Consider the following 25,647-nt stretch of genomic DNA (forward strand, 5'->3'; position numbering starts at 1 on the left):
TAGCGCCCGGAGGGCTTGTATGAGCTACGTGATCGACCGTCGCCTGAATGGCAAGAACAAGAGCACGGTGAACCGTCAGCGGTTCATCCGTCGTTACCGTGATCACATCAAGAAGGCCGTGGAAGAAGCGGTCAGCCGCCGCTCCATCACCGACATGGAACACGGCGAGCAGATCAGCATTCCCGGCCGCGATATCGACGAACCGGTATTGCACCATGGCCGGGGCGGCAAACAGACCGTCGTGCATCCCGGCAACAAGGATTTCATCGCTGGCGAACGCATCCCACGGCCGCAGGGCGGTGGTGGCGGCCAGGGTGCTGGCAAGGCCAGCAATTCCGGCGACGGCATGGATGAATTCGTCTTTCAGATCACTCAGGAAGAGTTTCTCGATTTCATGTTCGAGGATCTGGAGCTGCCCAATCTGGTAAAACGCCATCTGACCGGCGCCGAGACCTTCAAGACCGTACGCGCCGGTATCAGCAGCGAGGGCAACCCGTCGCGGATCAACATCATCCGCACCCTGCGCTCGGCCCATGCCAGGCGCATCGCGCTGTCCGGCAGCAGCCGGGCAAAATTGCGTGAAGCCAAGGCAGAGCTGGAACGCCTGCGCCGTGAAGAACCCGACAACTTCGGCGACATTCAGCTCCTGGAAGCCGAAATCGAACGGCTCAGCGCGCGTATTCACCGCGTTCCGTTTCTCGACACGTTCGACCTCAAGTACAACTTGCTGGTCAAACACCCCACTCCCAGCTCCAAGGCGGTGATGTTCTGCCTGATGGACGTATCCGGCTCCATGACCCAGGCGACCAAAGATGTCGCCAAGCGCTTCTTCATCCTTCTCTACCTGTTCCTCAAGCGCAATTACGACAAGATCGACGTGGTCTTCATCCGCCACCACACCAGCGCCAAGGAAGTGGACGAGGAAGAGTTCTTCTACTCGCGTGAGACCGGCGGCACCATCGTATCCAGTGCCCTGAAAATGATGCAGGAGATCATGGCCGAGCGTTATCCCGTCAACGAATGGAACATCTACGGCGCCCAGGCTTCCGACGGCGACAACTGGAATGACGATTCGCCGGTGTGCCGGGACATCCTGATCAAGCAGATCATGCCCTTCGTGCAGTACTTCACCTACGTGGAAATTACCCCACGCGAACACCAGGCCCTGTGGTTCGAATACGAACGAGTCGCCGAAGCGTTCGAGGAAACCTTCGCCCAGCAGCAACTGGTATCGGCGGGCGACATCTACCCGGTATTCCGCGAACTGTTCCAGCGGAGGCTTTCGACATGAGCAGCAACGCCAGCAGCAGGAAACGCCAGCCCCTGTCCACTGGCTCGGAATCGGACCTTCGAGCTGATCCGCGACTACGACCGGGAAATCAGCCGGCTCGCCGAACGCTACGCACTGGATACCTACCCGAACCAGATTGAGGTGATCACCGCCGAGCAGATGATGGATGCCTATGCCTCCGTGGGCATGCCGCTGGGCTATCACCACTGGTCGTACGGCAAGCAGTTTCTCAGCACCGAGAAATCCTACAGCCGTGGGCAGATGGGCCTGGCCTACGAAATCGTGATCAACTCCGACCCTTGCATCGCCTACCTGATGGAGGAAAACACCATCACCATGCAGGCGCTGGTGATCGCTCATGCCTGCTATGGACACAACAGCTTCTTCAAGGGTAATTACCTGTTCCGCACCTGGACGGACGCCAGTTCGATCATCGATTACCTAGTGTTCGCCAAGCAGTACATCACCCAGTGCGAAGAGCGCCATGGCATCGATGCGGTCGAGGATCTGATCGACTCCTGCCATGCGCTGATGAATTATGGCGTGGATCGCTACAAACGCCCTTACCCGATATCAGCCGAGGAAGAGCGCCGTCGTCAGAAAGATCGAGAAGAGCACCTGCAGCGCCAGATCAACGACCTGTGGCGTACCATCCCCAAGAGCGCCAGCAAGGCCGGCGATGAGGACAACAAGCGCTTTCCGGCAGAGCCTCAGGAAAACATCCTCTATTTTCTGGAAAAACATGCGCCACTGCTTGAGCCCTGGCAGCGCGAAGTGATCCGCATCGTGCGCAAGATCGCCCAGTACTTCTACCCGCAGCGTCAGACCCAGGTCATGAACGAAGGCTGGGCAACGTTCTGGCATTACACCCTGATGAACGACCTCTACGACGAGGGCCTCGTTACCGAGGGCTTCATGATGGAGTTTTTGCAATCACACACCAGCGTGGTGCTTCAGCCGTCTTTCGACAGCCCTTACTACAGCGGCATCAACCCCTACGCCCTGGGGTTTGCCATGTACCGCGACATCCGCCGCATCTGCGAGGAGCCGACCGAGGAGGATCGCCACTGGTTCCCCGACATCGCCGGCAGCGACTGGCTGAGCACACTGAAATTCGCCATGACCAGCTTCAAAGACGAGAGCTTCATCCTTCAGTACCTGTCGCCCAAGGTAATCCGCGACCTCAAGCTGTTCAGCATTCTCGACGACGACCAGAAAGACGAATTGAGCGTACCCGCCATCCACGATGAACCCGGCTACCAGGTCATTCGCGAAACCCTGGCTGCCCAGTACAACCTGGGCAATCGCGAACCCAACGTACAGATATGGAACATCGACCGACGTGGCGATCGCTCACTGACCTTGCGCCACTTCCAACACGATCGCAGACCACTGGGCAACTCCACCGAAGACGTGCTCAAACACCTGCACCGCTTGTGGGGTTTCGATATTCACCTGCAAACGCTGCAAGGTGAACAGATCGTCAATACTCACCACGTACCACCGAAGAACGCTGCCTCGGACGGCGACTTGCCACGTCTGGATCTGCACATCCCTCCCCTCTGAACACCGGGCCCAACCTGGGCCCAGTGATGCCTCGCGACGACAGGCTCCGACGCAGCGGTTATCCTCTGCCCATGACGGAGATCCCTATGCATATCTACAAAGTGGGCGGCGCGGTACGCGACCGCCTACTCGGGCGGCCGGTCACCGAGATCGACTGGGTCGTGGTTGGCAGCACTGCAGAGGCCATGCTGGAAGCGGGCTATCGCCCGGTCGGTGCAGATTTCCCGGTGTTTCTGCACCCGCAAACCGGTGAGGAATATGCGCTGGCGCGCACCGAACGCAAGAGTGGCCGCGGCTACGGCGGTTTCACCTTCCACGCCAGCCCGGAAGTAACTCTGGAAGAGGATCTGATCCGCCGCGACCTGACCATCAACGCCATCGCCGAAGACCAATACGGCCAGCTTATTGACCCGTACGGCGGGCAACGTGACCTCGCCGCCAAACATCTGCGCCATGTATCTCCAGCTTTTGCCGAAGATCCGCTGCGCGTTCTGCGCGTGGCCCGCTTCGCTGCCCGCTATGCACCGCTAGGCTTTAGCGTGGCAGCCGAGACCCTGACGCTGATGCGCCAGCTTGCCGAATCCGGTGAGTTGGACGCTCTCACGCCCGAGCGCAGCTGGAAGGAGATATCCCGCGCGCTGATGGAACCGAGGCCTGATGTTTTCATTCAGGTGCTGCGCGATTGCGGCGCCTTGGCGGCCATGCTGCCAGAGGTGGACGCCCTGTTTGGTGTGCCGCAGCCAGCGGCACACCACCCGGAGGTCGACACCGGTATTCATGTGCTGGCCGTGCTGCGCCAGTGCGCCGAGCACGGGCAACCTCTGCCGGTGCGCTGGGCCTGCCTGCTGCATGACGTGGGTAAGGGGCTGACCAAACCTGCCGATTGGCCCCGACACATAGCCCATGAGCACCGAGGTATCCCGCTGATCAAGGCGATCAACAGCCGCTGCAAGGTGCCTCGGGAGTGCCAGGAGTTGGCCGAGCTGGTCGGCGAGTTTCACACCCACGCTCACCGTGCCCTGGAATTGCGCGCATCGACTCTACTGGAGCTGATGCAGCGCTTTGACGTGTTCCGCCGCCCGCAACGCTTCGAAGCCTTTGTCGCGGCCAGCGAGATGGATGCCCGTGGCCGGCATGGGTTGGAACAGCGTGAATATCCGCAGGCCGCCTACCTGCTGGACGCCATGCAGGCGGTTCGCCAAGTGGCCGTGCAACCGTTACTGGAGCGCGGCTACAAGGGCGCGGAACTGGGCGAAGCGCTCAATCGCGAGCGCCTTGCCGCACTGAAGGCATTCAAGGGAGCCTAGGGTCTGTTGCCGTTTCACGCACGGCCGCGCCGGAGCCCGTTTTACCGCGAGGCAAGGCACGAGCCGCGAAGTTTAGCTGGCTAAATGAGCTGGCGAGAAACGCAGCATCGCGGCAAAACGGGCCCGGCCCTGCGGGTTGCGCGGGAAATCTCGCCATGTGTCGTTGGAGGACTTGAAAAGGGAACGCCATTCCCTGCGTCCTCCGCCTAACCTGGCGAGATTTCTCGCGGCAACGCGGCTCGCGTTGAAACGGCAACAGACCCTAGGGCGACGGCAGCAACTCGTCAGGCGTCAGCTCGGCACCGCGCCACTGGAAGGAAACCGGCCACAGTTGCTGCTCGATCCGCGCCTCGCGCCACAACTGGGCGAAGCTGCGACCTACACCCGGATGCTCGACATCGGGCACCAGCAGAGCCAGCGGCCTGAGCACGAAGGCATTCCTGAGAATCTCCGCACGCGGTAGCACCAACCCATCGAAACTGCCGACCAGCGTGTCATACATCAGCACGTCGATATCCAGCGGCAAGCCCTTTCGATCCGGCGCATAGCGACCGTTATCAGCTTCGATGAATTTCAGCCGGCGATCCAGTTCAAGCAGCGGTAACTCGGTATATCCAGCAATCACCAGATTGAAGAACGGGCCACTCTTGATGCCAACCGCCAGGCTTTCGAAGACTGGCGAGCAGCGCATGTCGGTGATGATATCGGCCAGGGCATCGAGACCAGCGCGCAGGTGCACTTCGCGCTCCATGTTGCTGCCCAGGCCCAGCAGTATCGGGGTTAGCGACATCCGCGCTCGATCTCCACGCCAACACCACCACGGGCAGCAGGCACAGCGCCCGGCTTGGTCAGGCGCAGGCGCACCCAGGGAATGCCGAACTCGCTCATCAGCAGTGCGGCCAGGCGCTCGGCGAAGGTTTCCACGAGGATGAACTGCGACTCGCTGGCGAAGGCCTGGATACGCGTGGACACCGAGGCGTAATCCAGCGCCTTGCTCAAGTCATCATCTTCGGCCGCCGGACGGTTGTCCCAACCCAGCCACAGATCAAGCTGCAGGCATTGGCGAATGGTGCGCTCCCAGTCGTAGGCACCGATAACGGTGTCGACTTCCAGACCCGCGATAAACACTGTGTCCAAGCATGCTCTCCATGGCACGACAAGCTCGCCGTACCTCGTTAGAATCGGGCATCCCCCGGCGCGGAATGGATACCATGTTTTGGTTGCTGGCGATCCTCGCCTACCTGCTCGGCTCGCTGTCCTTCGCTATCCTGCTCAGCCGCATGACCGGCTTGGCAGACCCGCGCGCCAGCGGTTCGGGCAATCCCGGCGCCACCAATATGCTACGGGTGGCCGGCAAACGCCTGGCCATTCTCACGCTGATTGGCGATCTGTTCAAAGGTTTGCTGCCGGTTCTGTTTGCCGCCCACCTTGGATTCGAGCTGCAACAGCAGGCTTGGCTGGGGCTGGCGGCCGTGGTCGGGCACCTTTACCCGATCTACTTCCGCTTTCGCGGTGGCAAAGGCGTCGCCACCGCAGCCGGCATGCTGCTGGGCCTGTATCCACCCGCGGCGCTGCTGGCGCTCTGCACCTGGCTGTTGACCTTCACACTGACCCGTACCAGCTCCCTCGCGGCACTGACCGCAGCGCCGCTGACCTTGCCCCTGCTAGCCTGGCAACAGCCGGCCGCGCTGCTGCCGATGTGCGTACTCAGCGGGCTGATCGTCTGGCGTCACCGCAGCAATCTACGCGATCTGTGGGCCGGCCGTGAGCGGCATTTCTAGATACTAGCCATGAGCGAACTTCATGCAGCCTGGGCGGAGTCACAACGCCGGTAACTGCTCCATCGGCCAGCGCGCCTGCACGCTGATCGCCAGATCCTGATGCTGCCCGGCCAGCAGACGCTGGCACCCGGCGTAGGCGATCATCGCACCGTTGTCGGTACAGAATGCCGGACGGGCATAAAAGACCTTGCCCTTCAGCGCTGCAAGCATGTCTTCCAGCGACAGGCGCAGTGCCTGATTGGCGCTTACGCCGCCGGCGATCACCAGGCTGTTGAGGCCCGTCTGTTTGAGCGCCCGCCGGCATTTGATGGTCAGCGTCTCGACCACTGCCTGCTGGAACGCCAAGGCCACGTCACAACGGGTCTGCTCGCTGTCGTCGCCATTGGCGCAGCATTGCTGCCAGGTATTGAGGGTGAAGGTCTTCAAGCCACTGAAGCTGAAATCCAGGCCAGGGCGATCGGTCATCGGCTTCGGGAACACGAAGCGTCCTGGCGTGCCGCGCTCGGCGAGCCGGGCGATCTCCGGGCCACCGGGATAACGCAGGCCCATCAGCTTGGCGGTCTTGTCGAACGCTTCGCCGGCAGCATCATCCAGGGACTCACCGAGCAACTGGTATTCACCGATTCCGTCGACCCGAACCAGTTGGGTATGCCCGCCTGAAACCAACAAAGCGACGAACGGAAAGGCCGGTGGAGTAGGCTCAAGCATGGGCGCCAGCAGGTGGCCTTCCATGTGGTGCACGCCAATCGCCGGCACATCCCAGGCAAAGGCCAGCGCCTGGGCACAGGACGCCCCGACCAGCAGTGCGCCGACCAAGCCAGGGCCCGCCGTGTAGGCAATGGCGTCGATATCGGTTGCCACGCAGCCGGCCTCTTCCAGCACCTGACGGATCAGCGGCAGCATGCGTTTGACGTGGTCGCGCGAGGCCAACTCCGGCACCACGCCGCCATAAGCGCGATGCAGGTCGATCTGACTGAACAGTGCGTCGGCGAGCAGACCTCGCTCGCTGTCGTAGAGTGCGACACCGGTCTCGTCGCACGAAGTTTCCAATCCCAGCACCAGCATGGTTTCGCCTTGAATTTAAACAGCCCGCAGGGCGTGAAAGGTCGGCATAATAATCGTCGCTAAGCGGCACAGACCAGCGCTTTTCGATCAGAGGCTTTGCATTCCGCCTGACTAGGCGGTAACATCCGCAACCCTTAAAAACCTGTGATCTTTCCGTGCTATTGCCAGGAAGACACAAACCTCCGGTAATAAAGAAGGTAGCTCTGGATGCCAGCCGTCAAAGTTAAAGAGAACGAACCCTTCGACGTAGCTCTGCGTCGTTTCAAGCGCTCCTGCGAAAAAGCCGGTGTTCTGGCCGAAGTTCGTAGCCGCGAATTCTATGAAAAACCGACTTCCGAGCGTAAGCGTAAAGCCGCCGCCGCGGTCAAGCGTCACGCGAAGAAAGTGCAGCGCGAGCAGCGCCGCAGCGTTCGCCTGTACTAATACAGTACTCGCAACGCCTGAATGCCCGGCGCAAGCCGGGCATTATCGCCAAAAACTCCGCATAGCCCACGGGCGAATGTTCGGAGTTTTTGCGTTTTTGCCGCTATTGTTCCCTACAGCGCTGCAGCAGTACTGAGCATTTATGGCTGGCCTGATCCCGCAATCCTTTATTGATGACCTACTTAACCGCACCGACATCGTCGACGTGGTGAGTTCGCGTATCCAACTGAAGAAGACCGGCAAGAACTACAGCGCCTGCTGCCCGTTCCACAAGGAAAAATCGCCATCCTTCACCGTCAGCCCAGATAAGCAGTTCTATTACTGCTTCGGCTGTGGTGCTGGTGGTAACGCCCTGGGCTTCGTGATGGATCACGACCAAATGGAGTTTCCCCAGGCGATCGAGGAACTGGCCAAACGCGCCGGCATGGACGTCCCGCGAGAGGACGGCGGGCGCGGCGGCAAACCGCGCCAGCCCAGCGACTCGCCGCTCTACGCCCTACTCAAGGCGGCCGGGGACTTTTATCGCCAGGCACTCAAAAGCCACCCGCAACGCCGCGCCGCAGTCGACTATCTGAAAGGCCGCGGACTATCAGGCGAAATCGCCCGCGACTTCGGCCTCGGCTTCGCCCCACCGGGCTGGGACAACCTGCTCAAACATCTGGCCGGCGACAGCCTGCAGCACAAGGCAATGATCGACGCCGGCCTTCTGGTGGAAAACCCGGATAGCGGCAAACGTTACGACCGCTTCCGTGATCGGGTGATTTTCCCCATTCACGATAGCCGTGGCCGAGTTATCGCCTTTGGCGGAAGGGTGCTAGGTGACGACAAACCCAAGTACCTGAACTCCCCGGAAACCCCGGTATTCCACAAGGGCCAGGAACTCTACGGCCTGTACGAGGCGCGCAAGCACAACCGCAATCTCGACGAAGTCATGGTGGTCGAGGGCTACATGGATGTCATCGCCCTCGCCCAACAAGGCCTGCGCAACGCCGTGGCAACCCTGGGCACCGCCACCAGCGAGGAACACCTCAAGCGCCTGTTTCGCCTGGTACCAAGCGTATTGTTCTGCTTCGACGGCGACCAGGCCGGCCGCAATGCAGCCTGGCGTGCACTGGAAGCCGCCCTGCCAAACCTGCAGGATGGCCGTCGAGCCCGCTTCCTTTTCCTGCCTGAAGGCGAAGACCCGGACACCCTGGTACGCAGCGAGGGTACCGATGCATTCCGCGCACGCATTCAACAGCACGCCCAACCACTGGCTGATTATTTCTTCCAGCAACTGAGTGAAGAAGCCGACCCACGCTCGCTGGAAGGCAAAGCACACCTGGTGACGCTGGCCGCACCGCTGATCGAAAAGATCCCCGGTAACACCCTGCGCGCCCTGATGCGCCAACGCCTGACCCAGATTACCGGCCTCAGCAGCGACGCCCTGAGCCAGATATCCGCGCCACCCGCTCGACAAGCATCCGCGCTCCCTCAGCAAGAGGGCAATAGCCCTGCACCGCACTTCGAAGCCATCCCCGACAGCGCCTACTACGACGCAGCGCCTGGCCATGATGAGCACCCAGCCGCCCCGGCATTCGAGCGCCCAACCAGAAAACAGGGTAAGGGCGATTGGAAAAAAGAGGGTGGCAAGTGGAGCAAGAAAGGCCGTGATGACTACCACCCACCGCGCACCGCAGTGAGCGTCGAGTCGCCCCACCTGAGCGCTCTGCGTAGCCTGTTACACCACCCCGAACTGGCGCAGAGGGTTGATGATGTCAGCAATTTCGCTGCCGAAGGCGACACCTATGCTCAGCTGCTGGTAGCCCTGGTGGGCACATTACAGAAGCAGCCCACCCTGCGCTCGCTGCAACTGATCGCTCGCTGGCACGGCACCGAACAAGGCCGACTACTCAAGGTTCTGGCAGAAAAAGAATGGTTAATCGATCAAGACAACCTTGAACGGCAGTTTTTCGACACCATAACTACACTTGTCCATAGTCAGTCATTACGACGCCGCGAAACCGCTCTGCGTAGCATCATGCAGAAAGGCCCTAGCGAACTCACCGACGAGGAAAAGGCTCTGCTGCGTGAGCATTACAGCAGTCTTTCCTCGCCCAGCAAGACCCCAACTGGCGCCTGAGCGCCGAGCTGAGGTATAATCCTCGGCTTGTTTTTAGCCCGCCAAGACCTTCAGTGGATAGGGTGTTATGTCCGGAAAAGCGCAACAGCAATCTCGTATCAAAGAGTTGATCACCCTGGGTCGTGAGCAGAAGTATCTGACTTACGCAGAGGTCAACGACCACCTGCCTGAGGATATTTCAGATCCTGAGCAGGTGGAAGACATCATCCGCATGATCAATGACATGGGGATCCCGGTACACGAGAGTGCTCCGGATGCAGACGCCCTGATGCTGGCCGATGCCGACACCGACGAAGCCGCCGCTGAAGAAGCTGCTGCTGCGTTGGCTGCGGTTGAAACCGATATCGGTCGCACCACCGACCCGGTGCGCATGTACATGCGCGAAATGGGTACTGTGGAGCTGCTGACCCGTGAAGGCGAGATCGAAATCGCCAAGCGGATCGAGGAAGGCATCCGTGAAGTAATGGGTTCAATTGCCCACTTCCCAGGTACCGTCGACAGCATTCTCGCCGAATACACCCGCGTCACCACCGAGGGCGGCCGCTTGGTCGAAGTCCTCAGTGGCTACATCGACCCGGATGACGGCATCGTTCCTGCTGAAGCTGCTGCTCCCGTGCCTGCGGCCGGCGATGCCGCTGCCGAAGAAAAGGGCGACGATGAAGAAGACGGCGATAGCGACGACGAGGAAGAAGAAGGCGACGGTGGACCGGATCCTGAAGAGGCTCTGCGCCGCTTCACCGCAGTCTCCGATCAGCTGGAAATCGCCAAGAAAGCGCTGAAGAAGCATGGCCGCAGCAGCAAACAGGCCATCGCAGAGCTCAAGGCATTGGCCGAGCTGTTCATGCCGATCAAGCTGGTGCCCAAGCAGTACGAAGCCCTGGTGGTTCGCGTACGTGAAGCGCTGGATCGTCTGCGTGGCCAGGAGCGCGCCATCATGCAGCTGTGCGTACGTGATGCACGTATGCCGCGCGCCGACTTCTTGCGCCTGTTCCCGGGTAATGAAGTTGATCTGGACTGGGCTGCTGGCCTGGCCAAAGGCAAATCCAAGTATGCGGAAGCCATCGGCAACCTGCAGGCCGACATTCAGCGCTGCCAGCAGAAGCTGATTGCCCTGCAGACCGAAAGCGACCTGACGCTGGCCGAGATCAAGGACATCAACCGTCGCATGTCGATCGGTGAGGCGAAAGCCCGCCGCGCGAAGAAAGAGATGGTCGAAGCCAACCTGCGTCTGGTGATTTCGATCGCCAAGAAGTACACCAACCGTGGCTTGCAATTCCTCGATCTGATCCAGGAAGGCAACATCGGCCTGATGAAGGCGGTGGACAAGTTCGAATACCGTCGCGGCTACAAGTTCTCGACCTATGCAACCTGGTGGATCCGTCAGGCGATCACTCGCTCGATCGCCGACCAAGCACGCACCATCCGTATTCCGGTGCACATGATCGAGACGATCAACAAGCTCAACCGCATCTCCCGTCAGATGCTTCAGGAGATGGGCCGCGAGCCTACTCCGGAAGAGCTGGGTGAGCGCATGGAAATGCCTGAGGACAAGATCCGCAAGGTATTGAAGATCGCCAAAGAGCCGATCTCCATGGAAACCCCGATCGGCGACGACGAAGACTCGCACCTGGGCGACTTCATCGAGGACAGCACCATGCAGTCCCCGATCGACGTAGCCACCGTGGAAAGTCTCAAGGAAGCCACTCGCGAAGTGCTTTCCGGCCTGACTGCCCGCGAAGCCAAGGTGCTGCGCATGCGCTTCGGGATCGACATGAACACTGACCACACCCTTGAGGAAGTGGGCAAGCAGTTCGATGTTACCCGTGAGCGTATTCGTCAGATCGAAGCCAAGGCGCTGCGCAAGCTGCGTCACCCTACCCGTAGCGAACACCTGCGCTCGTTCCTCGACGAGTAAGGTTTCACGGGAATAAAAAATGCCGGACAGCGCGAGCTGACCGGCATTTTTTTGTCTGCGATAAAGCTAGGCGCTTAGCTCGGCGAAGCCCTGGCGAATCGCGTCTTCAGGCAGGTTGTCGCCGATGAAGACGATCACGCTCTCACGCTTCTCGTCAGCCCTCCACTCGCTGTCCCAATCGAAACCATAGAGCCGCAACACGCCCTGGAACACCATGCGGCGGTCTTCCTCGGCAATGCTCAGCACGCCTTTGTAACGCAGCAGTGAATTACCGTGCTCCTCCAGCAGTTCTTCCATGAAGCCCGAAAGCCGATCCAGATCCAACGGCGTATCGCTGGTGAGCACCAGCGTGGAGATACGGTCGCTGTTCTTGCCAGGTGCAACCGGGCGCAGGCTCGGTGCGATATCGGCATTGAGGTTGAAACCACGCACGTCGAGCAGCTCGCCCAGGTCGATACGGCCGTGCTCGACTACACGGATTGGCGCCCGCCGGTTGATGCGCTGCAAACGCGCGATCAACGCCTCACGGCTGGCTTCATCGACCAGATCGGTCTTGCTCAGCAGGATGCGGTCAGCGAAGCCGACCTGAGCCTGGGCGATGGTTTCCTGCAGGTGGCGCTCGGCGTTGGCGGCATCCACCAGGGTGATGATGCCATCCAGCACGTAGCGCTCGCACAACTCCTCCGTAGCGAAGAAGGTCTGCGCTACCGGCGCTGGGTCAGCGAGGCCGGTGCATTCGATCACCAGACGGTCGAATACCAGTTCGCCGCTGTCGAGCTTTTCCAGCAGCAGGAACAGCGCCTTCTCCAGCTCAACGTGGATGGAACAGCATACGCAGCCATTGGCGAGGGTCATCACCTGCACTGGCTCGCTGCCGAGCAACTGGCTGTCGATCGGCACTTCGCTGTATTCGTTTTCGATTACGGCGATCTTCAGGCCGTGCTCGGCCTTCAGAACATGGCGCAACAGGGTGGTCTTGCCGGCACCGAGAAAGCCACTGAGCACGGTGACCGGAATGGGGGAAAAGGACATAAAACACATTCCTCTGAATGACACACGCCACGACTAGGCGTGGCGTGTGGTTCTTGAACCGGGCGGCAAAACCCGGCAGCTGGAATCAACAGCAGCGGATAGGCCGCCCCTTGCCGCCACCATAACGCGCTTCCTGGCGCTCGCGGAAGAAGGCTTCGTAGCTCATCACCGGCTTGTCCGGATGCTTCTTGGCCATGTGCTCGACATAGGTGTCGTAGTCAGGCATGCCCACCAGCATCCGCGCGGCCTGGCCGAGGTACTTGCCCATGCGGCTGAGGTCATTGAACACGGGCTACCTCCGGTGCGTCGGCAGGAATGGCCTGATACGGCGCCTCATTGTCGCTGCGCGAATCCTTTTGCCAGGCGGCACGGCCGACCTTGACGGCATAGAACAGCACACTGACGACCACGAACAGGAACAGCACGGTCAAGGTGGCGTTGGTGTAGGCGTTGAAGATCACGTGCTGCATCTGGCCAAGATCCTTGGCCGGAGCGAGGATCTGACCGGCATCTACCGCAGCCTGATATTTCTTGGCCAGGGCCAGGAAGCCGACGGCCGGGTTCGGGTCGAGCAGTTTGATCAGCCCTGCAGTGGTGGTGCAGATCAGCAGCCAGGTGGCCGGGATCAGTGTCACCCACACGTAGCGCTCACGCTTCATCTTGATCAGTACCACGGTACCGAGCATCAGCGCGATGCCGGCAAGCATCTGGTTGGAGATGCCGAACAGCGGCCACAGGGTATTGATCCCGCCCAGCGGATCGATCACGCCTTGATAGAGCAGCCAACCCCACAGCGCCACGCAGCCAGCGGTGGCGATGACGTTGGCGAACCAGGACTCGGTCTTCTTCAGCGAAGGCACGAAATTGCCCAGCAGATCCTGCAGCATGAAGCGCCCGGCACGGGTACCGGCATCGACCGCGGTGAGGATGAATAGAGCCTCGAACAGGATCGCGAAGTGGTACCAGAAGGCCATGGTGTTCTCACCCGGCAGCAGATTGTGGAGGATCTGCGCGATCCCCACAGCCAGGGTCGGCGCACCACCGGCACGCGCCAGGATGGTGTTCTCGCCGATATCCCGAGCGACCGCTTCCAGCTCTTCGGGGGTAATCAAGAAACCCCAGCTGCTGACCGCGGCGGCAACCGACTGCACATCCGAGCCGACCAGCGCAGCAGGGCTGTTCATGGCGAAGTACACACCCGGCTCGATCACCGAAGCGGCGACCATCGCCATGATGGCCACGAAGGACTCCATCAGCATGCCGCCATAACCGATGTAACGGGCATGGGACTCGTTGGCGAGCAGCTTGGGCGTGGTGCCTGAGCTGATCAGAGCGTGGAAGCCGGAGACCGCACCGCAGGCGATGGTGATGAACAGGAAGGGGAACAGCGTGCCCTTCCACACCGGCCCGGTGCCATCGGTGAACTGGGTCAGCGCCGGCATTTTCAGCTCGGGCATGACCACCAGAATGCCGATAGCCAGAGCGATGATGGTGCCGATTTTCAGGAAGGTCGACAGGTAGTCACGTGGTGCCAGGATCAGCCATACCGGCAATACCGCGGCGACGAAGCCGTAACCGATCAGCATCCAGGTGATCTGCACACCGGTGAAGGTGAAGGCCGGGCCCCACACAGGATCGGCAGCGATCACGCCACCCAGCCAGATCGAACCGAGCAGCAAGATCACCCCGATCAGGGAAATCTCACCAATGCGGCCGGGCCGGATATAGCGCATGTAAATGCCCATGAACATGGCGATGGGAATGGTGGCCATTACCGTGAACATGCCCCACGGGCTTTCCGCCAACGCCTTGACCACGATCAGCGACAGCACCGCGAGGATAATGATCATGATCATGAAGGCGCCGAACAGCGCGATGGTACCGGGCACCTGGCCCATTTCCTCGCGCACCAGCTCGCCCAGGGAGCGGCCGTTACGGCGCGTGGAAATGAACAGCACCATGAAGTCCTGCACCGCACCGGCCAGAACCACACCGGCAATCAGCCAGAGCGTGCCGGGCAGATAGCCCATTTGCGCGGCGAGCACCGGGCCGACCAACGGACCGGCGCCAGCAATGGCGGCGAAGTGGTGACCGAAGAGGATGTGCTTGTTGGTGGGAACGTAGTCCAGGCCGTCGTTGTTGAGTACGGCGGGGGTCGCGCGACTGGGGTCGAGTTGCATCACCTTGGTGGCGATGAACAGGCTGTAGTAGCGATAGACGACGAGATAGATCGCCACGGCAGCGACGACAATCCACAAGGCATTGATCGACTCACCACGATTCAGCGCCACGGTACCTAGCGCGAAGGCGCCCAGTAAGGCGACGGCAAACCAGGCGAGATGGCTAGCCATTCTGGTCATTTGGCCTCTCCTGCCGCAGACCTTGGCCCACGGCGTTCATTGTTATTGTTGTGCCCCGCAAATCAGAGCCCAGCAACTATCCCTCTAAGTTCCCTTGCCGGTAATTCGCAAAACTACCCACGGCCCTCTACGTAGAACTACGCAGCTCGGCACCAAGCCTACCGACCGGTCACCGCCAGCTTTTGTGTATGCTCTGCCGGCCGCAGCCCCAGGGATGATCAATGCACCCTGCTCTACCCCGCCGGCGAACCTCCCCTCCGGAGTGAATCGATGCAACTCAAACACAAGATCGTCGCCCTGAGCCTGTTGCCCATGCTGTTAGCAGTGGCCGTGGTCTGCCTGCTGGTACTGGTGCAAAACCAGCGCCTGGGCAATCAGCAGGCGCAACTCATCGAGCGCAGCATCCTTAGCAGCAAGCAGGCCGAGCTCAAGCACTATGTGGAAATGGCCCTGAGCACCATCGAGCCGCTGTACGAGAATGGCCTCGACGACGACGAAACCAAACGTCAGGTGCTTGCCCTGCTGGCTCGGATCAATTTCGGCAGCGACGGTTACTTCTTCGTCTACGACCGCAACGGCAAAAGCCTGATGCACCCGCGCCAGGGCGCTCTGGTGGGTAAAGACCTGTGGAACATGACTGACTCCAAAGGCTTGCTGGTGATCCAGGCGCTGATCCGCAGCGCCCAACAGGGCGATGGCTTTCAGCGCTACGGCTGGCAGAAACCCTCCACCGGACAGATGGCGGACAAGCTCGCCTACGTGACCCTGCTCGATCGTTGGGGCTGGATGCTCGGCACCGGTATCTATCTGGAGGACGTCGACAACGCCATCGCCCAGGTTCGCCATGACGTTGGCAGCGGTATTCGTACCACCATGCTGGCCATCGCGGTGGTCGCCCTGATCGCCGTGCTAGTGGTGTTCGCCAGTGGGCTGACGCTCAACGTCAGCGAACATCGCCTCGCCGACCGCAAACTGCAGCAACTTACCCAACGCATCATCACCTCTCAGGAAGATGAGCGATCCCGGCTGTCCCGCGAGCTGCACGACGGCATCAGCCAGTTGCTGGTATCGATCAAATTCAAGTTCGAACTGGCAGGCCACGAACTGGAGGCCGGCAAGGCCAGCGCCGCGCAAACACTGCACCAAGGAATCGAGCGCCTGGCGGGAGCGATTGGCGAAGTCCGGCGCATCTCCCACGACTTGCACCCATCACTACTCGACACCCTCGGTCTCGCCTCGGCCATCGGCCAACTGGCCAGCGAATTCGAGCAGCGCAGCGGGCTCAGCGTGAACTATCACAACAGCCTGGGTGATACCCGGCTGAGCGATGACATGAACGTGGCGCTGTTCCGGATTTTGCAGGAGGCGCTAACCAACATCGAACGGCATGCCCAGGCCAGCCGGGTGGCAATCAGCCTGACGGGCAACAGCCGAAGTGTAAACCTGCGGATCAGTGATGACGGTGCCGGCTTCAGCCCACGCAAGGCCGAACAGCACAGCGGCGGCATCGGCCTGCGCAATATCCGCGAGCGGGTCGAACATTTCGGCGGGGACTTCAACGTCACCTCGACGTCATCCGGCACCAAGCTCGACGTTGCCCTGTTACTCTCCGCCGCCACGCCACCTACTCAGGATCAGCCGCTATGAAGACGATCCGTATCGCGCTCGTCGACGACCACGTGCTGGTGCGCGACGGCATACGTACGCTGCTGTCGATGGTCGAGCACTTCGACATCGTCGGCGAAGCCGGCAGTGGCAGCGAAGCACTGGAACTGGTGGCCCGTGAGCAGCCCGACATTCTGCTGATGGACATCGGCCTCAAGGACATCAACGGCCTGGAACTGACCGGCATCATCAAAAAGCGCCACCCGGCCATCAAGGTGCTGATTCTGAGCATGTACGACAACCAGGAATACGTCAGCAGTTCGCTGCGCATGGGCGCATCGGGTTATGTGCTGAAAGAGGCGCCGTCGCAGGAAATCATCTCCGCTATCGATGTGCTGGCGGTTGGCGGTCGGTTCTACAGCGGCGATGTCGCGCAGAAGCTGTCTCAGGAAGAAACCGAAGAAGGCGAACTCACGCCGCGCGAGCGCCAGGTTCTGCTGATGATGGCGCAAGGGCTCAACAATAAGGCCATGGCCGGAGAACTGCAGATCAGCGTGCGTACCGTAGAAACCTACCGCCTGAACATTCGTCGCAAGCTCGATATCGAAAAGCCAGCCGATCTGGTCAAGCACGCCATCCAATACGGATGGGCGCCGGAAACCTGACAACAAACCGCGGAATGTTTGCTTACCGCGGTGATCATATGCAGATGCGCGATCACTCCCACATACGACAGTGATCCACCGATTGGCGGCGGCGATAAGCTCGCTTGGCTATAGTGGACAAAACAAATAGAGGATGCCCCCATGAGCAACACCCATGAACGCCGACGCTTCCAGCGCATCGACTTCGATGCCCCTGCGGAGATCGTCCAGGGCGAACGAGTCTGGCAAGTGGAGCTTCACGACATCTCGTTCAAGGGCGTTCTGGTACGTCGCCCATGGAACTGGGATGGCGGTACCGGTGAAGATTATCTGGTGCGCGTCACCCTCGACGACAAGCTACAGGTGGCGATGCAGGTCGAGCTGGTGCATCTCGAGGAGCGTGTACTGGGCTTTCAGTGCCACCACATCGACCTTGATTCCATGAGCCATCTGCGGCGTCTGGTCGAGCTCAATCTGGGTGATGAGCAACTGCTCGAACGGGAGCTGGCTGCGCTTTGCGAGGAAGACTGAACGCCATGCGGCGTCCTGTCGCGCACGTGCGCCGGCAATGATTGACCTTGATCAAGGTTCTCCGAAGGGGCGAATCGCAGGATAGAGACGAACCCAACAGGGGAACATTCCCCACGGAGGCATCGTCATGATCAGCGCCCCTATCGCCAAGGCAATCGACTTCCCCTCGCAACGTCAGGCACAGCGCCCGGCTCGCCCGAATGCCTGGCTGGCACGCATCGGCCAGCGCCTGCAGCGCCGCCAATACACGGATGCCGTCTGCCCAATACACTGAGCAAAGCAGCTGACCGAGGACGCGCTTACTCGAAGAGCGCGTCCAACGCCTGCTCCAGACGGGTAACGGCGACTATCTGCAGGCCCGGCGGCGCTTCTTTCGGCGCGTTGCCTTTGGGCACGATGGCGCGCTTGAAGCCATGCTTGGCGGCCTCTTTGAGACGTTCCTGGCCACTCGGCACCGGCCTTATCTCACCTGATAAACCAACCTCGCCAAACACCAGCAGATCGTGAGGCAACGGCCGATTGCGCAAGCTGGATATGACGGCCGCCATCAACGCCAGGTCGGATGCCGTTTCCAGCACCTTCACCCCGCCGACCACGTTGAGAAACACGTCCTGATCATAGGTAGGAATGCCGCCGTGACGGTGCAGCACCGCCAGCAGCATGGCCAGGCGATTCTGATCCAGCCCCAGGGTGACCCGGCGCGGATTGCCCATATGGCTGGTGTCGACCAGCGCCTGCACCTCCACCAGCATCGGCCGAGTGCCTTCCCAGGTCGCCATGACCACGCTGCCCGGTACTTCTTCCTGAGCACGGGTCAGGAAGATCGCTGATGGGTTGCTCACTTCCTTGAGGCCCTTGTCGGTCATGCCGAACACGCCCAATTCGTTGATCGCGCCAAAACGATTCTTCACCGCCCGCAGCAGACGTAATCGGCCATCCGGGTCGCCTTCGAAATACAGCACGGTATCGACCATGTGCTCCAGCACCCGCGGCCCGGCTAGCGAGCCTTCCTTGGTGACGTGGCCGACAAGGAAGATCGCCGTCCCACTTTGTTTAGCGAAACGCACCAGCAGCGCCGCGCTCTCGCGCACCTGAGCAACACCACCAGGTGCCGACTGCAGCTGCTCGGTGAAGATGGTCTGAATCGAGTCGATCACCATCACCTTGGGCTTTTCCTGGCGGGCGGTGGCGATGATGCTTTCGATGCAGGTTTCGGTCATCACCTTGAGCTTGTCTTCAGGCAGCCCCAAGCGCCGGGCGCGCATCGCCACCTGCTGCTGGGATTCCTCGCCGGTGACGTAAAGCGCCGGGAAGCGCTGGGCCACATTGCACAACGTCTGCAGGAGGATGGTCGACTTACCGATGCCAGGGTCGCCACCAATCAGCACCACAGAGCCGTCCACCAGGCCGCCACCGAGCACCCGGTCGAGCTCCGCCGAGGCGGTGGAAAAGCGTGGCATTTCCTCGACGCTGACTTCGGCCAGGGTCTTGAGCTGAGCCTGCGCGCCCGTCCAACCCGTTCGCCCGCTGGGCGCCGCCGCGCCGGCTTCGATCATGGTTTCGGTCAGCGTGTTCCACGCACCGCACTCACCGCACTGCCCGGCCCACTTGGGAAAGGTCGCGCCGCACTCGGTGCAGCCATACAAGCGTTTGGCCTTGGCCATGAGAGTCGTCCTGCTGGAAAGCGAAGCCCGAAACGATACCGAACAACTGGATAAATTTACAGACATTCGGCACGCAGGCTATCAGCGGCCGGCGCAGGGGCCGATAATGCGCCGTTCACTCGCGAGATACCTTCCATGTCCATCGAACTCGTTCCCGCCAGCGCCGAGCAACTGCCGCTGATCCGCAACCTCTACCAGTTCTACGCCTACGAGTCGTCGGACTGGGAGAAGGAGGACGTCGAAATCGACGGGCGTTTTTATGTTCATGAACCGCATCTGCAGCGCTACTGGCAGGACGAAGGCTGGAGCGCGCTGCTGATTCTGGTCGATGGTTTCATCGCGGGTTTTCTATTGCTCGAACGATGCGACGACCCGAGCGTGGCCGAGATGGAATTCGCCGACCTGTTCGTTCTACGCAAATACCGCCGCCTGGGCATCGGGCGGGCGGTGTTGCAGCAGGTGGTAAGCGACGGGCGCACCTGGCTGACCTGCTGTTACGAGCAGGACGAACTGGCGAGCGCCTTCTGCAAGCAGGTGCTGAGCGAGCTACCGCAGAACGTGAGAGAACTGGACGCCACCGAGGCCGAACCCGGTCTGCGCCGCTTCGTGCTGCACCCGTAGCCTGCGGTTGAGCGATACCCGGGGATGGTGACAAAGCCGAGATCGCTTCCTGGGTATCGCTTCGCTCAACGCAAGGCTACGTCTATTTACGAGTTCCGCACTGCTTGCCACAGTTGCAGCATCCACCATCGGCCTTGCGGATCTGCCGAGCCAGATCCTCGCCCAGACCGGAGCGCCGCAGCTTGAGTGCGGAAAGCGGCACACCATCAGGCCGCTCGATGCCGTTTTCGATGCGCGCGATACGCCGGTCGGCATCGTCGTGTTGTTCGGCCAACGCGGCGTAGGCAGGATTGCGGCGCTGCAGCATCTGCGACTGCGTTTCGGGGTGAGCGGAGTAATCGATATGCATGGCTGGGCTCCTGCCAAATGAATTAGCACCACTGTAGCCCGGTAGCACGTGCTGGTTTTTGATCCTCGTCAACGCCCCTCAAGCAACGGATCAACCTCCCGTCGACTAGCCAGGAGAAGCGAAGCAGAGCGGCCCTTACGAGCCCCCCGAGTAATTGGCCGGTAATAAATTCGGACAATATCCCGACACTGGGGTCACAACCGATACACGCGGCCTGGAGGCGGTGTATGGCAGATAAGCGGGAGTGATTTACACTTCACTGCACGAATCAGACTAATGGGGGTTGTACATGGGCATCATCAACGAATTCAAGGCGTTCGCCGTCAAAGGCAATGTCGTCGATATGGCGGTCGGTATCATCATCGGCGCCGCCTTCGGCAAGATCGTATCGTCGTTCGTTGGCGATGTGATCATGCCGCCGCTGGGCTTGTTGATCGGTGGGGTGGACTTCTCCGATCTGGCGATCACCCTGAAGGCCGCCGAAGGCGATCTGCCCGCCGTAATGCTGGCTTATGGCAAGTTCATCCAGACAGTCATCGATTTCGTCATCGTCGCCTTCGCCATCTTCATGGGCGTCAAGGCGATCAACCGCCTCAAGCGCGAAGAAGCCGTGGCGCCCTCGGTACCGCCAGCGCCGACTCCTCAAGAGCTGCTGCTGGGCGAGATCCGCGATCTGCTCAAGGATCAGCAGCGCAAAGATTGACCCGAACACCGCAAACAATAACGGCGCCTCGAGGGCGCCGTTATTGTTTATGCCAACCGGTTACACGGCCAGTTCGGTGCTACCAGGCTTCAGCAGCACCCGCGTTATACGACGCTCCTTGACCTCGATCACGGTCAGCTCCCAGCCCAGATAATCGACTTTGTCACCGATCAGCGGCAGGCGGTCGAGCAGGCTCATGGCCAGGCCGGCAAGGGTCTGATAGTCGTCCGTAGGGCGCGCAGCGAAATCCAGCCGGTCGCGCAATACCGCCAGGTTTACCGCACCGTTGACGCGATAACCGCCCTCCACTTCCTCGACATCCGGGCCATCCACTTCGCTGGCATCCGGCAGCTCACCGGCAATTGCTTCAAGAATGTCGGTCAGCGTCAGCAAGCCTTCGAAACCACCGAACTCGTTGACCACGAAGGCCACGTGAGTGGAGCCCTGGCGCATCTGCTCCAGGGCGCTGAGCACGCTGGAGCTGTCCGGCAGGTTGATCGGCGCACGCACAAGGTTCTCGATATCCGGTTGCTGGCCCTTGAGCAGCTCCTTGAACAGCTCCTTCTTGTGGATGTAACCCAGCGGCTCATCACGGGAGTCGTTGCGGGTAACCACAAGGCGCGAGTGCGGTGAGTCGAGCAGCGCCTGGTGGATCTTCTCAGGGGCGTCGTCGAGGTTGATGCGGTCGACTTCCATGCGGTCGGTCATGACCTTCTGGATCGACATTTCCGCCATGTTCAGCACGCCACTGATCATCACCCGCTCGCGGCGGTCGAACAGCGCGGTTTCGCCCTGCTCTCCGTCGAGCATGTCGGCGATGTCCTCACCCACTTCGTCGGCCTGCACCTTGCCGCCCAGCATGCGCATCACCGCATGTGCAGTGCGGTCACGCAGACCACGCTGGCCCTGCAGGCTGCGCTTGCGGCGCGAACGAGCGATCTGGTTGAACAGCTCGATCAGAATCGAGAAACCGATAGCCGCGTACAGATAGCCCTTCGGAATGTGGAAGCCCAGGCCTTCGGCCGTCAGGCTGAAGCCGATCATCATCAGGAAGCCCAGACACAGCATGATCACCGTCGGGCGTGCGTTGACGAACGCGGTCAGTGGTTTGCTGGCGACGATCATCAAGCCCATGGAGATCACCACGGCGATCATCATCACCTGCAGGTGCTCGACCATGCCCACGGCGGTGATCACCGCGTCCAGAGAGAACACTGCGTCGAGCACGATGATCTGCGCCACCACTGGCCAGAAACGCGCATACACCTTGCTGCCGCCATGCTGATGGGTACGCCCCTCGAGCCGTTCGTGCAGCTCCATGGTGGCCTTGAACAGCAGGAACACACCACCGAACAGCATGATCAGGTCACGGCCGGAGAAGGTCTTGCCGAACACCTCGATCAGCGGCTCGGTCAAGGTGACCAGCCACGCGATACTGGCCAGCAGACCCAAACGCATGATCATCGCCAGGCTCAGGCCGATCAGTCGGGCACGGTCACGCTGCTCGGGCGGCAACTTGTCGGCGAGGATGGCAATGAACACCAGGTTGTCGATGCCCAGGACGATTTCCAGGACGATCAGGGTCAACAGGCCTAACCAGGCCGTCGGATCAGCGATCCATTCCATTTAGTGTGTAGCTCTCTCTAGGGGAAAACAAAGGCAGCCGAAAGCGCCACGCATGCACAGGGCAGGCACGGGAAACCTCGGCTGACGGGAAGAATGTGCAACGTTCGGCTGCACGGAAGGCTCGCACCGGGCGGCGCCGCCTTTGGGAAGTACCGCCCTCGTCCATAACGGCGAGGGCGATCGTCTACTGTCGCTGTCCATGAAGACCGGATAGTGGAAAACAGACCACGCAATCTACTGGAGCGCGAGTCACACTGAAAGCGCTGAGTTTGTAACGGCGCTTTACCAGTAGTTTTCCACGGCCACCTGCCCAGGACGCCGGGTCAGGCTCAAGTTGAGGCCCCGCGCCTTCAGGCGCTGGCGGATGTCATCGATCATCTGCGGGTTGCCACAGATCATCAGCCGCGAATGCTCAGGCGCCAGTTCCAGACCAGCGGCGCGCTCCAGCTCGCCGCTGTCGAGCAGTTCGGTGATGCGGGCATTCAGGCAACCTGGCGCTTGCTCGCGGGTAACCACCGGCAGGTAGGTGAGTTTGTGGGTGTACTCGGCCAGGTGCTCGAGTTCGGCAAAACCGTGGATCATCGGCTGGTAAGCCAGCTCGTCGAGCGACCGTGCGCTGTATACCAGCACGATGCGCTCGAAACGCTCCCAGACCTCGAAGTCCTGCAGCATCGACAGGAACGGCGCGATGCCGGTGCCGCTGCCGAGCAACCACAGATCGCGGCCATCGATGAAACGGTCGAGGGTCAGGTAACCCGTGGCCATCTTCTCCACCAGCAACGTATCGCCTACGCGCAAACGGCTCAGTTCACTGGTGAACTCACCACCTGGCACGACGATGGAAAAGAACTCCAGATGCTCGTCGTGGGGCGCCGAGACCAGCGAGTAGGCACGCCAGACCACGGTGCCGTCAGCCTTTTCCACCCCGAGACGGACGAACTGCCCGGCGCGGAAACGAAACCCCGCATCCCGGGTGGTACGCAGGGTGAACAGGCTCGGGGTCAGGGTCTGCACCTCGAGCAAGGTCTGGCGGGTGAACTTGTCTTCGCTGCTCATCGACGGCTCCATCAGGACTCATGCCCCTAGTGTCGCGCAAAGCCACGCGGCTAAACACCGGCAAAGATCAGGGACAACGGCACCCAAAACCACGCAACCAACTTTGTAGGAGCGTCGACCCCGGCGCGATGCGAGGGTGGCCGTCCAACAGAATCTGCTGCGCGCCTTCCATTCGCCGCGAGGTCGCGGCTCCTACAGACCGGTAGCCTGGGGTGAGCGAAGAGATACCCGGGAAAGGCCTTGCCTTACAACGCCAATCAATCCGGGCACACGAAAAAGCCGACCCTGAGGTCGGCTTTCTCTTTACCGCTTAGAGCGGGCTGGCGCCGTGTCGGTGAGCCGTTTCTTACAGCGCGTCGCGGCTGCTGGCGCCATCCACAAGACGGGCGATGCCCAGCGGGTTGGCATTCTTCAGTGCGTCGGGCAGCAGAGCGTCCGGGCAGTTCTGGTAGCACACCGGACGCAGAAAGCGGTCGATGGCCAGGGTGCCGACCGACGTACCACGGGCATCGGACGTCGCCGGGTACGGGCCGCCGTGCACCATGGAGTCGCAGACTTCCACGCCAGTCGGGTAGCCATTGAACAGCACGCGCCCGACCTTCTGCTCGAGCAGCGCGAACAGTTCTTCGCTGCCGACCAGATCGCCCGGCTCGGTGATCAACGTGGCGGTCAATTGACCATGCAGCCCCTTGATGGCGGTCAGCAGCTCGGCCTTGTCGGCCACTTCGACGACGACAGTAGTCGGGCCGAAGACTTCTTCCTGCAGTCGTTCGTCGCCGTTCAGCAGCAGGCTGACGTCGGCCTTGAACAGTTGCGGGCGAGCCTGGCTGCCTTCTTGTTTAGCGCCGCTCAGATGGCTGATGCCGGGGTGTGCAGCGAGTGCTGCAACGCCCTTGCCGTAACTCTCTAGGCCGACAGGATTGAGCAGGGTCTGCGCCGGCTGTTCGGCCATTTGGGCGGTCAGGCTCTGCAGAAAGGCGTCGAACTCTGGCGAGCGGATACCAATCACCAGGCCGGGATTGGTGCAGAACTGGCCAGCTCCCAGCACTACCGAAGCGGCCAGCTCGCCAGCGACCTGTTCGCCGCGCGCCTTGAGGGCTTCGGGCAGCAGGATGACCGGGTTGATGCTGCTCATCTCGGCGAACACCGGGATCGGCTGCGGGCGGGCTGCTGCCATATCGCACAGGGCACGGCCACCACGCAGCGAGCCGGTGAAGCCGACAGCCTGAATGGCCGGGTGCTTGACCAGCGCGGCACCGACGATGCCCCCGTAGATCATGTTGAACACGCCTTTCGGCATGCCGGTTTTCTCAGCGGCGCGCAGCAGTGCCGCGCCAACCAGTGCGGTGGTAGCCATATGGCCGGGGTGAGCCTTGAACACCACCGGGCAGCCAGCGGCCAGCGCGGAAGCGGTGTCACCACCCGCTGTGGAGAAGGCCAGCGGGAAGTTGCTGGCGCCAAACACGGCCACCGGGCCGAGGCCGATGCGGTACTGGCGAATGTCCGGGCGCGGCAGCGGCTGACGATCCGGCAACGCACGGTCGATGCGCGCGCCGAAGAAATCGCCACGGCGCAGCACCTTGGCGAACAGGCGCATCTGGCCGCTGGTACGGCCACGCTCGCCCTGGATACGACCAGCGGGCAGCGCGGTTTCCTTGCACACGGTGGCGACGAAATCGTCACCCAGGGCGTCCAACTCGTCGGCGATTGCATCGAGGAAATCGGCGCGCTTGGCCGCCGGCAAGCTGCGGTAAGTCGGGTAGGCGGCGGCTGCAGCTTCGGCAGCGGCGTCGACTTCTTCGGCGGTGGCCTCGACGAATTCATACGGCAGCGTTTCGCCGCTGGTGGCGTCGACGCTCTGCAGCTTCACGGAGCCGCGGGCACTGTAGGCGCCGCCGATGATGTTATGGCCGTTAACGGACATGAAATATTCCTCCTGGTCAGAACCGGGTCGGGGCCCTGAGGCCCCGCGGTGAATGACGGCTG

At 61.1% G+C, this 25,647-nt stretch carries 23 protein-coding genes and 1 pseudogene; 13 read left to right on the forward strand and 11 right to left on the reverse strand.

Annotated features, from left to right (window positions below; genetic code table 11):
- Positions 1-19: 19 nt before the first annotated feature.
- From ACZ0AI_RS14315 to ACZ0AI_RS14325, 3 genes and pseudogenes are all read left to right on the forward strand, one after another.
- The gene (locus ACZ0AI_RS14315) at positions 20-1,291 is read left to right on the forward strand and encodes a YeaH/YhbH family protein (RefSeq protein WP_463562444.1); all 1,272 of its coding nucleotides are present in this window, start codon (positions 20-22) and stop codon (positions 1,289-1,291) included.
- Positions 1,288-2,857: pseudogene (locus tag ACZ0AI_RS14320) on the forward strand (SpoVR family protein). The gene ACZ0AI_RS14315 and the pseudogene ACZ0AI_RS14320 overlap by 4 nt, the downstream one beginning before the upstream one ends.
- 86 nt (positions 2,858-2,943) lie before the next feature.
- Positions 2,944-4,164 (forward strand): multifunctional CCA addition/repair protein, encoded by a 1,221-nt coding sequence (locus ACZ0AI_RS14325; RefSeq protein WP_463562445.1) that lies wholly within the window; start codon positions 2,944-2,946, stop codon positions 4,162-4,164.
- A gap of 262 nt (positions 4,165-4,426) precedes the next feature.
- On the opposite strand, the gene folK is transcribed toward ACZ0AI_RS14325, so the two are convergent.
- Entirely contained in the window at positions 4,427-4,954 is a 528-nt protein-coding gene (gene folK, locus ACZ0AI_RS14330) for a 2-amino-4-hydroxy-6-hydroxymethyldihydropteridine diphosphokinase (RefSeq protein ID WP_225838007.1), read from the reverse strand.
- Positions 4,945-5,301, reverse strand: coding sequence for a dihydroneopterin aldolase (folB, locus tag ACZ0AI_RS14335; RefSeq protein WP_225838005.1), 357 nt, complete (start codon positions 5,299-5,301; stop codon positions 4,945-4,947). The genes folK and folB overlap by 10 nt, the downstream gene beginning before the upstream one ends.
- Positions 5,302-5,375: 74 nt before the next feature.
- Between folB and plsY the strand changes: the two genes are divergently transcribed.
- Positions 5,376-5,945, forward strand: a complete 570-nt coding sequence (gene plsY / locus ACZ0AI_RS14340) for a glycerol-3-phosphate 1-O-acyltransferase PlsY (RefSeq protein WP_463565941.1) — start codon at positions 5,376-5,378, stop codon at positions 5,943-5,945.
- Between the two features lie 39 nt (positions 5,946-5,984).
- On the opposite strand, the gene tsaD is transcribed toward plsY, so the two are convergent.
- The gene (tsaD, locus tag ACZ0AI_RS14345; protein WP_463562446.1) at positions 5,985-7,010 is read right to left on the reverse strand and encodes a tRNA (adenosine(37)-N6)-threonylcarbamoyltransferase complex transferase subunit TsaD; all 1,026 of its coding nucleotides are present in this window, start codon (positions 7,008-7,010) and stop codon (positions 5,985-5,987) included.
- A gap of 207 nt (positions 7,011-7,217) precedes the next feature.
- Here tsaD and rpsU point away from each other — a divergent pair, with 207 nt between their 5' ends.
- The 3 genes from rpsU (at position 7,218) to rpoD (ending at position 11,470) form a co-directional block, all read left to right on the forward strand.
- On the forward strand, positions 7,218-7,433 hold the full coding sequence (rpsU, locus tag ACZ0AI_RS14350; protein WP_003296736.1) for a 30S ribosomal protein S21: 216 nt from the start codon (positions 7,218-7,220) through the stop codon (positions 7,431-7,433).
- 142 nt (positions 7,434-7,575) lie between these two features.
- Positions 7,576-9,555: a DNA primase gene (gene dnaG, locus ACZ0AI_RS14355; protein WP_463562447.1), complete on the forward strand. Its 1,980-nt coding sequence runs from the start codon at positions 7,576-7,578 to the stop codon at positions 9,553-9,555.
- A gap of 67 nt (positions 9,556-9,622) precedes the next feature.
- Positions 9,623-11,470: an RNA polymerase sigma factor RpoD gene (gene rpoD, locus ACZ0AI_RS14360; protein WP_463566151.1), complete on the forward strand. Its 1,848-nt coding sequence runs from the start codon at positions 9,623-9,625 to the stop codon at positions 11,468-11,470.
- A 66-nt stretch (positions 11,471-11,536) separates the two neighbouring features.
- On the opposite strand, the gene yjiA is transcribed toward rpoD, so the two are convergent.
- The 3 genes from yjiA to ACZ0AI_RS14375 form a co-directional block, all read right to left on the reverse strand.
- Positions 11,537-12,502 (reverse strand): GTPase, encoded by a 966-nt coding sequence (gene yjiA / locus ACZ0AI_RS14365; protein WP_463562449.1) that lies wholly within the window; start codon positions 12,500-12,502, stop codon positions 11,537-11,539.
- An 85-nt stretch (positions 12,503-12,587) separates the two neighbouring features.
- A complete protein-coding gene (locus ACZ0AI_RS14370) occupies positions 12,588-12,791 on the reverse strand; it encodes a YbdD/YjiX family protein (protein WP_042556574.1) in 204 nt (67 codons plus the stop codon).
- Positions 12,781-14,862, reverse strand: coding sequence for a carbon starvation CstA family protein (locus ACZ0AI_RS14375; protein WP_463562450.1), 2,082 nt, complete (start codon positions 14,860-14,862; stop codon positions 12,781-12,783). The genes ACZ0AI_RS14370 and ACZ0AI_RS14375 overlap by 11 nt, the downstream gene beginning before the upstream one ends.
- Positions 14,863-15,132: 270 nt before the next feature.
- On the opposite strand from ACZ0AI_RS14375, the gene ACZ0AI_RS14380 reads away from it, so the two are divergent.
- The 4 genes from ACZ0AI_RS14380 (at position 15,133) to ACZ0AI_RS14395 (ending at position 17,916) form a co-directional block, all read left to right on the forward strand.
- A complete protein-coding gene (locus tag ACZ0AI_RS14380) occupies positions 15,133-16,509 on the forward strand; it encodes a cache domain-containing protein (protein WP_463562451.1) in 1,377 nt (458 codons plus the stop codon).
- Complete coding sequence (locus tag ACZ0AI_RS14385) at positions 16,506-17,132, forward strand: response regulator (RefSeq protein WP_463562452.1); 627 nt, start codon at positions 16,506-16,508, stop codon at positions 17,130-17,132. The genes ACZ0AI_RS14380 and ACZ0AI_RS14385 overlap by 4 nt, the downstream gene beginning before the upstream one ends.
- 141 nt (positions 17,133-17,273) lie before the next feature.
- The gene (locus tag ACZ0AI_RS14390) at positions 17,274-17,642 is read left to right on the forward strand and encodes a PilZ domain-containing protein (RefSeq protein ID WP_463562453.1); all 369 of its coding nucleotides are present in this window, start codon (positions 17,274-17,276) and stop codon (positions 17,640-17,642) included.
- 127 nt (positions 17,643-17,769) lie between these two features.
- Positions 17,770-17,916 carry a hypothetical protein gene (locus ACZ0AI_RS14395; RefSeq protein ID WP_463562454.1) on the forward strand — a complete coding sequence of 49 codons (147 nt, stop codon included), beginning with the start codon at positions 17,770-17,772 and terminating at the stop codon, positions 17,914-17,916.
- Positions 17,917-17,941: 25 nt separating this feature from the next.
- Here ACZ0AI_RS14395 and radA read toward each other — a convergent pair whose 3' ends face one another.
- Positions 17,942-19,306 (reverse strand): DNA repair protein RadA, encoded by a 1,365-nt coding sequence (gene radA / locus ACZ0AI_RS14400; RefSeq protein WP_463562455.1) that lies wholly within the window; start codon positions 19,304-19,306, stop codon positions 17,942-17,944.
- Between the two features lie 135 nt (positions 19,307-19,441).
- Between radA and ACZ0AI_RS14405 the strand changes: the two genes are divergently transcribed.
- On the forward strand, positions 19,442-19,927 hold the full coding sequence (locus ACZ0AI_RS14405) for a GNAT family N-acetyltransferase (protein WP_463562456.1): 486 nt from the start codon (positions 19,442-19,444) through the stop codon (positions 19,925-19,927).
- 82 nt (positions 19,928-20,009) lie between these two features.
- Here ACZ0AI_RS14405 and ACZ0AI_RS14410 read toward each other — a convergent pair whose 3' ends face one another.
- On the reverse strand, positions 20,010-20,276 hold the full coding sequence (locus tag ACZ0AI_RS14410; protein WP_463562457.1) for a DUF465 domain-containing protein: 267 nt from the start codon (positions 20,274-20,276) through the stop codon (positions 20,010-20,012).
- A 289-nt stretch (positions 20,277-20,565) separates the two neighbouring features.
- Between ACZ0AI_RS14410 and mscL the strand changes: the two genes are divergently transcribed.
- Entirely contained in the window at positions 20,566-20,979 is a 414-nt protein-coding gene (gene mscL, locus ACZ0AI_RS14415) for a large-conductance mechanosensitive channel protein MscL (RefSeq protein WP_463562458.1), read from the forward strand.
- 60 nt (positions 20,980-21,039) lie between these two features.
- Here the strand turns inward: mscL and ACZ0AI_RS14420 are convergent, their stop codons facing one another.
- The 3 genes from ACZ0AI_RS14420 to ACZ0AI_RS14430 form a co-directional block, all read right to left on the reverse strand.
- The gene (locus ACZ0AI_RS14420) at positions 21,040-22,605 is read right to left on the reverse strand and encodes a TerC family protein (protein WP_463562459.1); all 1,566 of its coding nucleotides are present in this window, start codon (positions 22,603-22,605) and stop codon (positions 21,040-21,042) included.
- 282 nt (positions 22,606-22,887) lie between these two features.
- Complete coding sequence (locus ACZ0AI_RS14425; RefSeq protein ID WP_463562460.1) at positions 22,888-23,661, reverse strand: ferredoxin--NADP reductase; 774 nt, start codon at positions 23,659-23,661, stop codon at positions 22,888-22,890.
- 346 nt (positions 23,662-24,007) lie between these two features.
- Positions 24,008-25,585, reverse strand: a complete 1,578-nt coding sequence (locus ACZ0AI_RS14430; protein WP_463562461.1) for an aldehyde dehydrogenase (NADP(+)) — start codon at positions 25,583-25,585, stop codon at positions 24,008-24,010.
- Positions 25,586-25,647 lie beyond the last annotated feature (62 nt).

The sequence above is a fragment of the Pseudomonas sp. AC355 genome, from assembly GCF_979258205.1.

Excerpts from the sequence above, each read along its gene's own strand:
- ACZ0AI_RS14425 (WP_463562460.1), bottom strand. The coding sequence starts at position 23,661 with ATGAGCAGCGAAGACAAGTTCACCCGCCAGACCTTGCTCGAGGTGCAG.
- ACZ0AI_RS14405 (WP_463562456.1), top strand. The coding sequence starts at position 19,442 with ATGTCCATCGAACTCGTTCCCGCCAGCGCCGAGCAACTGCCGCTGATC.
- ACZ0AI_RS14390 (WP_463562453.1), top strand. The coding sequence starts at position 17,274 with ATGAGCAACACCCATGAACGCCGACGCTTCCAGCGCATCGACTTCGAT.
- dnaG (WP_463562447.1), top strand. The coding sequence starts at position 7,576 with ATGGCTGGCCTGATCCCGCAATCCTTTATTGATGACCTACTTAACCGC.
- ACZ0AI_RS14380 (WP_463562451.1), top strand. The coding sequence starts at position 15,133 with ATGCAACTCAAACACAAGATCGTCGCCCTGAGCCTGTTGCCCATGCTG.
- rpsU (WP_003296736.1), top strand. The coding sequence starts at position 7,218 with ATGCCAGCCGTCAAAGTTAAAGAGAACGAACCCTTCGACGTAGCTCTG.
- plsY (WP_463565941.1), top strand. The coding sequence starts at position 5,376 with ATGTTTTGGTTGCTGGCGATCCTCGCCTACCTGCTCGGCTCGCTGTCC.
- ACZ0AI_RS14325 (WP_463562445.1), top strand. The coding sequence starts at position 2,944 with ATGCATATCTACAAAGTGGGCGGCGCGGTACGCGACCGCCTACTCGGG.
- ACZ0AI_RS14410 (WP_463562457.1), bottom strand. The coding sequence starts at position 20,276 with ATGCATATCGATTACTCCGCTCACCCCGAAACGCAGTCGCAGATGCTG.
- mscL (WP_463562458.1), top strand. The coding sequence starts at position 20,566 with ATGGGCATCATCAACGAATTCAAGGCGTTCGCCGTCAAAGGCAATGTC.
- tsaD (WP_463562446.1), bottom strand. The coding sequence starts at position 7,010 with ATGCTGGTGCTGGGATTGGAAACTTCGTGCGACGAGACCGGTGTCGCA.
- ACZ0AI_RS14385 (WP_463562452.1), top strand. The coding sequence starts at position 16,506 with ATGAAGACGATCCGTATCGCGCTCGTCGACGACCACGTGCTGGTGCGC.
- ACZ0AI_RS14420 (WP_463562459.1), bottom strand. The coding sequence starts at position 22,605 with ATGGAATGGATCGCTGATCCGACGGCCTGGTTAGGCCTGTTGACCCTG.
- ACZ0AI_RS14315 (WP_463562444.1), top strand. The coding sequence starts at position 20 with ATGAGCTACGTGATCGACCGTCGCCTGAATGGCAAGAACAAGAGCACG.
- ACZ0AI_RS14395 (WP_463562454.1), top strand. The coding sequence starts at position 17,770 with ATGATCAGCGCCCCTATCGCCAAGGCAATCGACTTCCCCTCGCAACGT.
- ACZ0AI_RS14430 (WP_463562461.1), bottom strand. The coding sequence starts at position 25,585 with ATGTCCGTTAACGGCCATAACATCATCGGCGGCGCCTACAGTGCCCGC.
- ACZ0AI_RS14375 (WP_463562450.1), bottom strand. The coding sequence starts at position 14,862 with ATGACCAGAATGGCTAGCCATCTCGCCTGGTTTGCCGTCGCCTTACTG.
- folK (WP_225838007.1), bottom strand. The coding sequence starts at position 4,954 with ATGTCGCTAACCCCGATACTGCTGGGCCTGGGCAGCAACATGGAGCGC.
- yjiA (WP_463562449.1), bottom strand. The coding sequence starts at position 12,502 with ATGTCCTTTTCCCCCATTCCGGTCACCGTGCTCAGTGGCTTTCTCGGT.
- radA (WP_463562455.1), bottom strand. The coding sequence starts at position 19,306 with ATGGCCAAGGCCAAACGCTTGTATGGCTGCACCGAGTGCGGCGCGACC.
- rpoD (WP_463566151.1), top strand. The coding sequence starts at position 9,623 with ATGTCCGGAAAAGCGCAACAGCAATCTCGTATCAAAGAGTTGATCACC.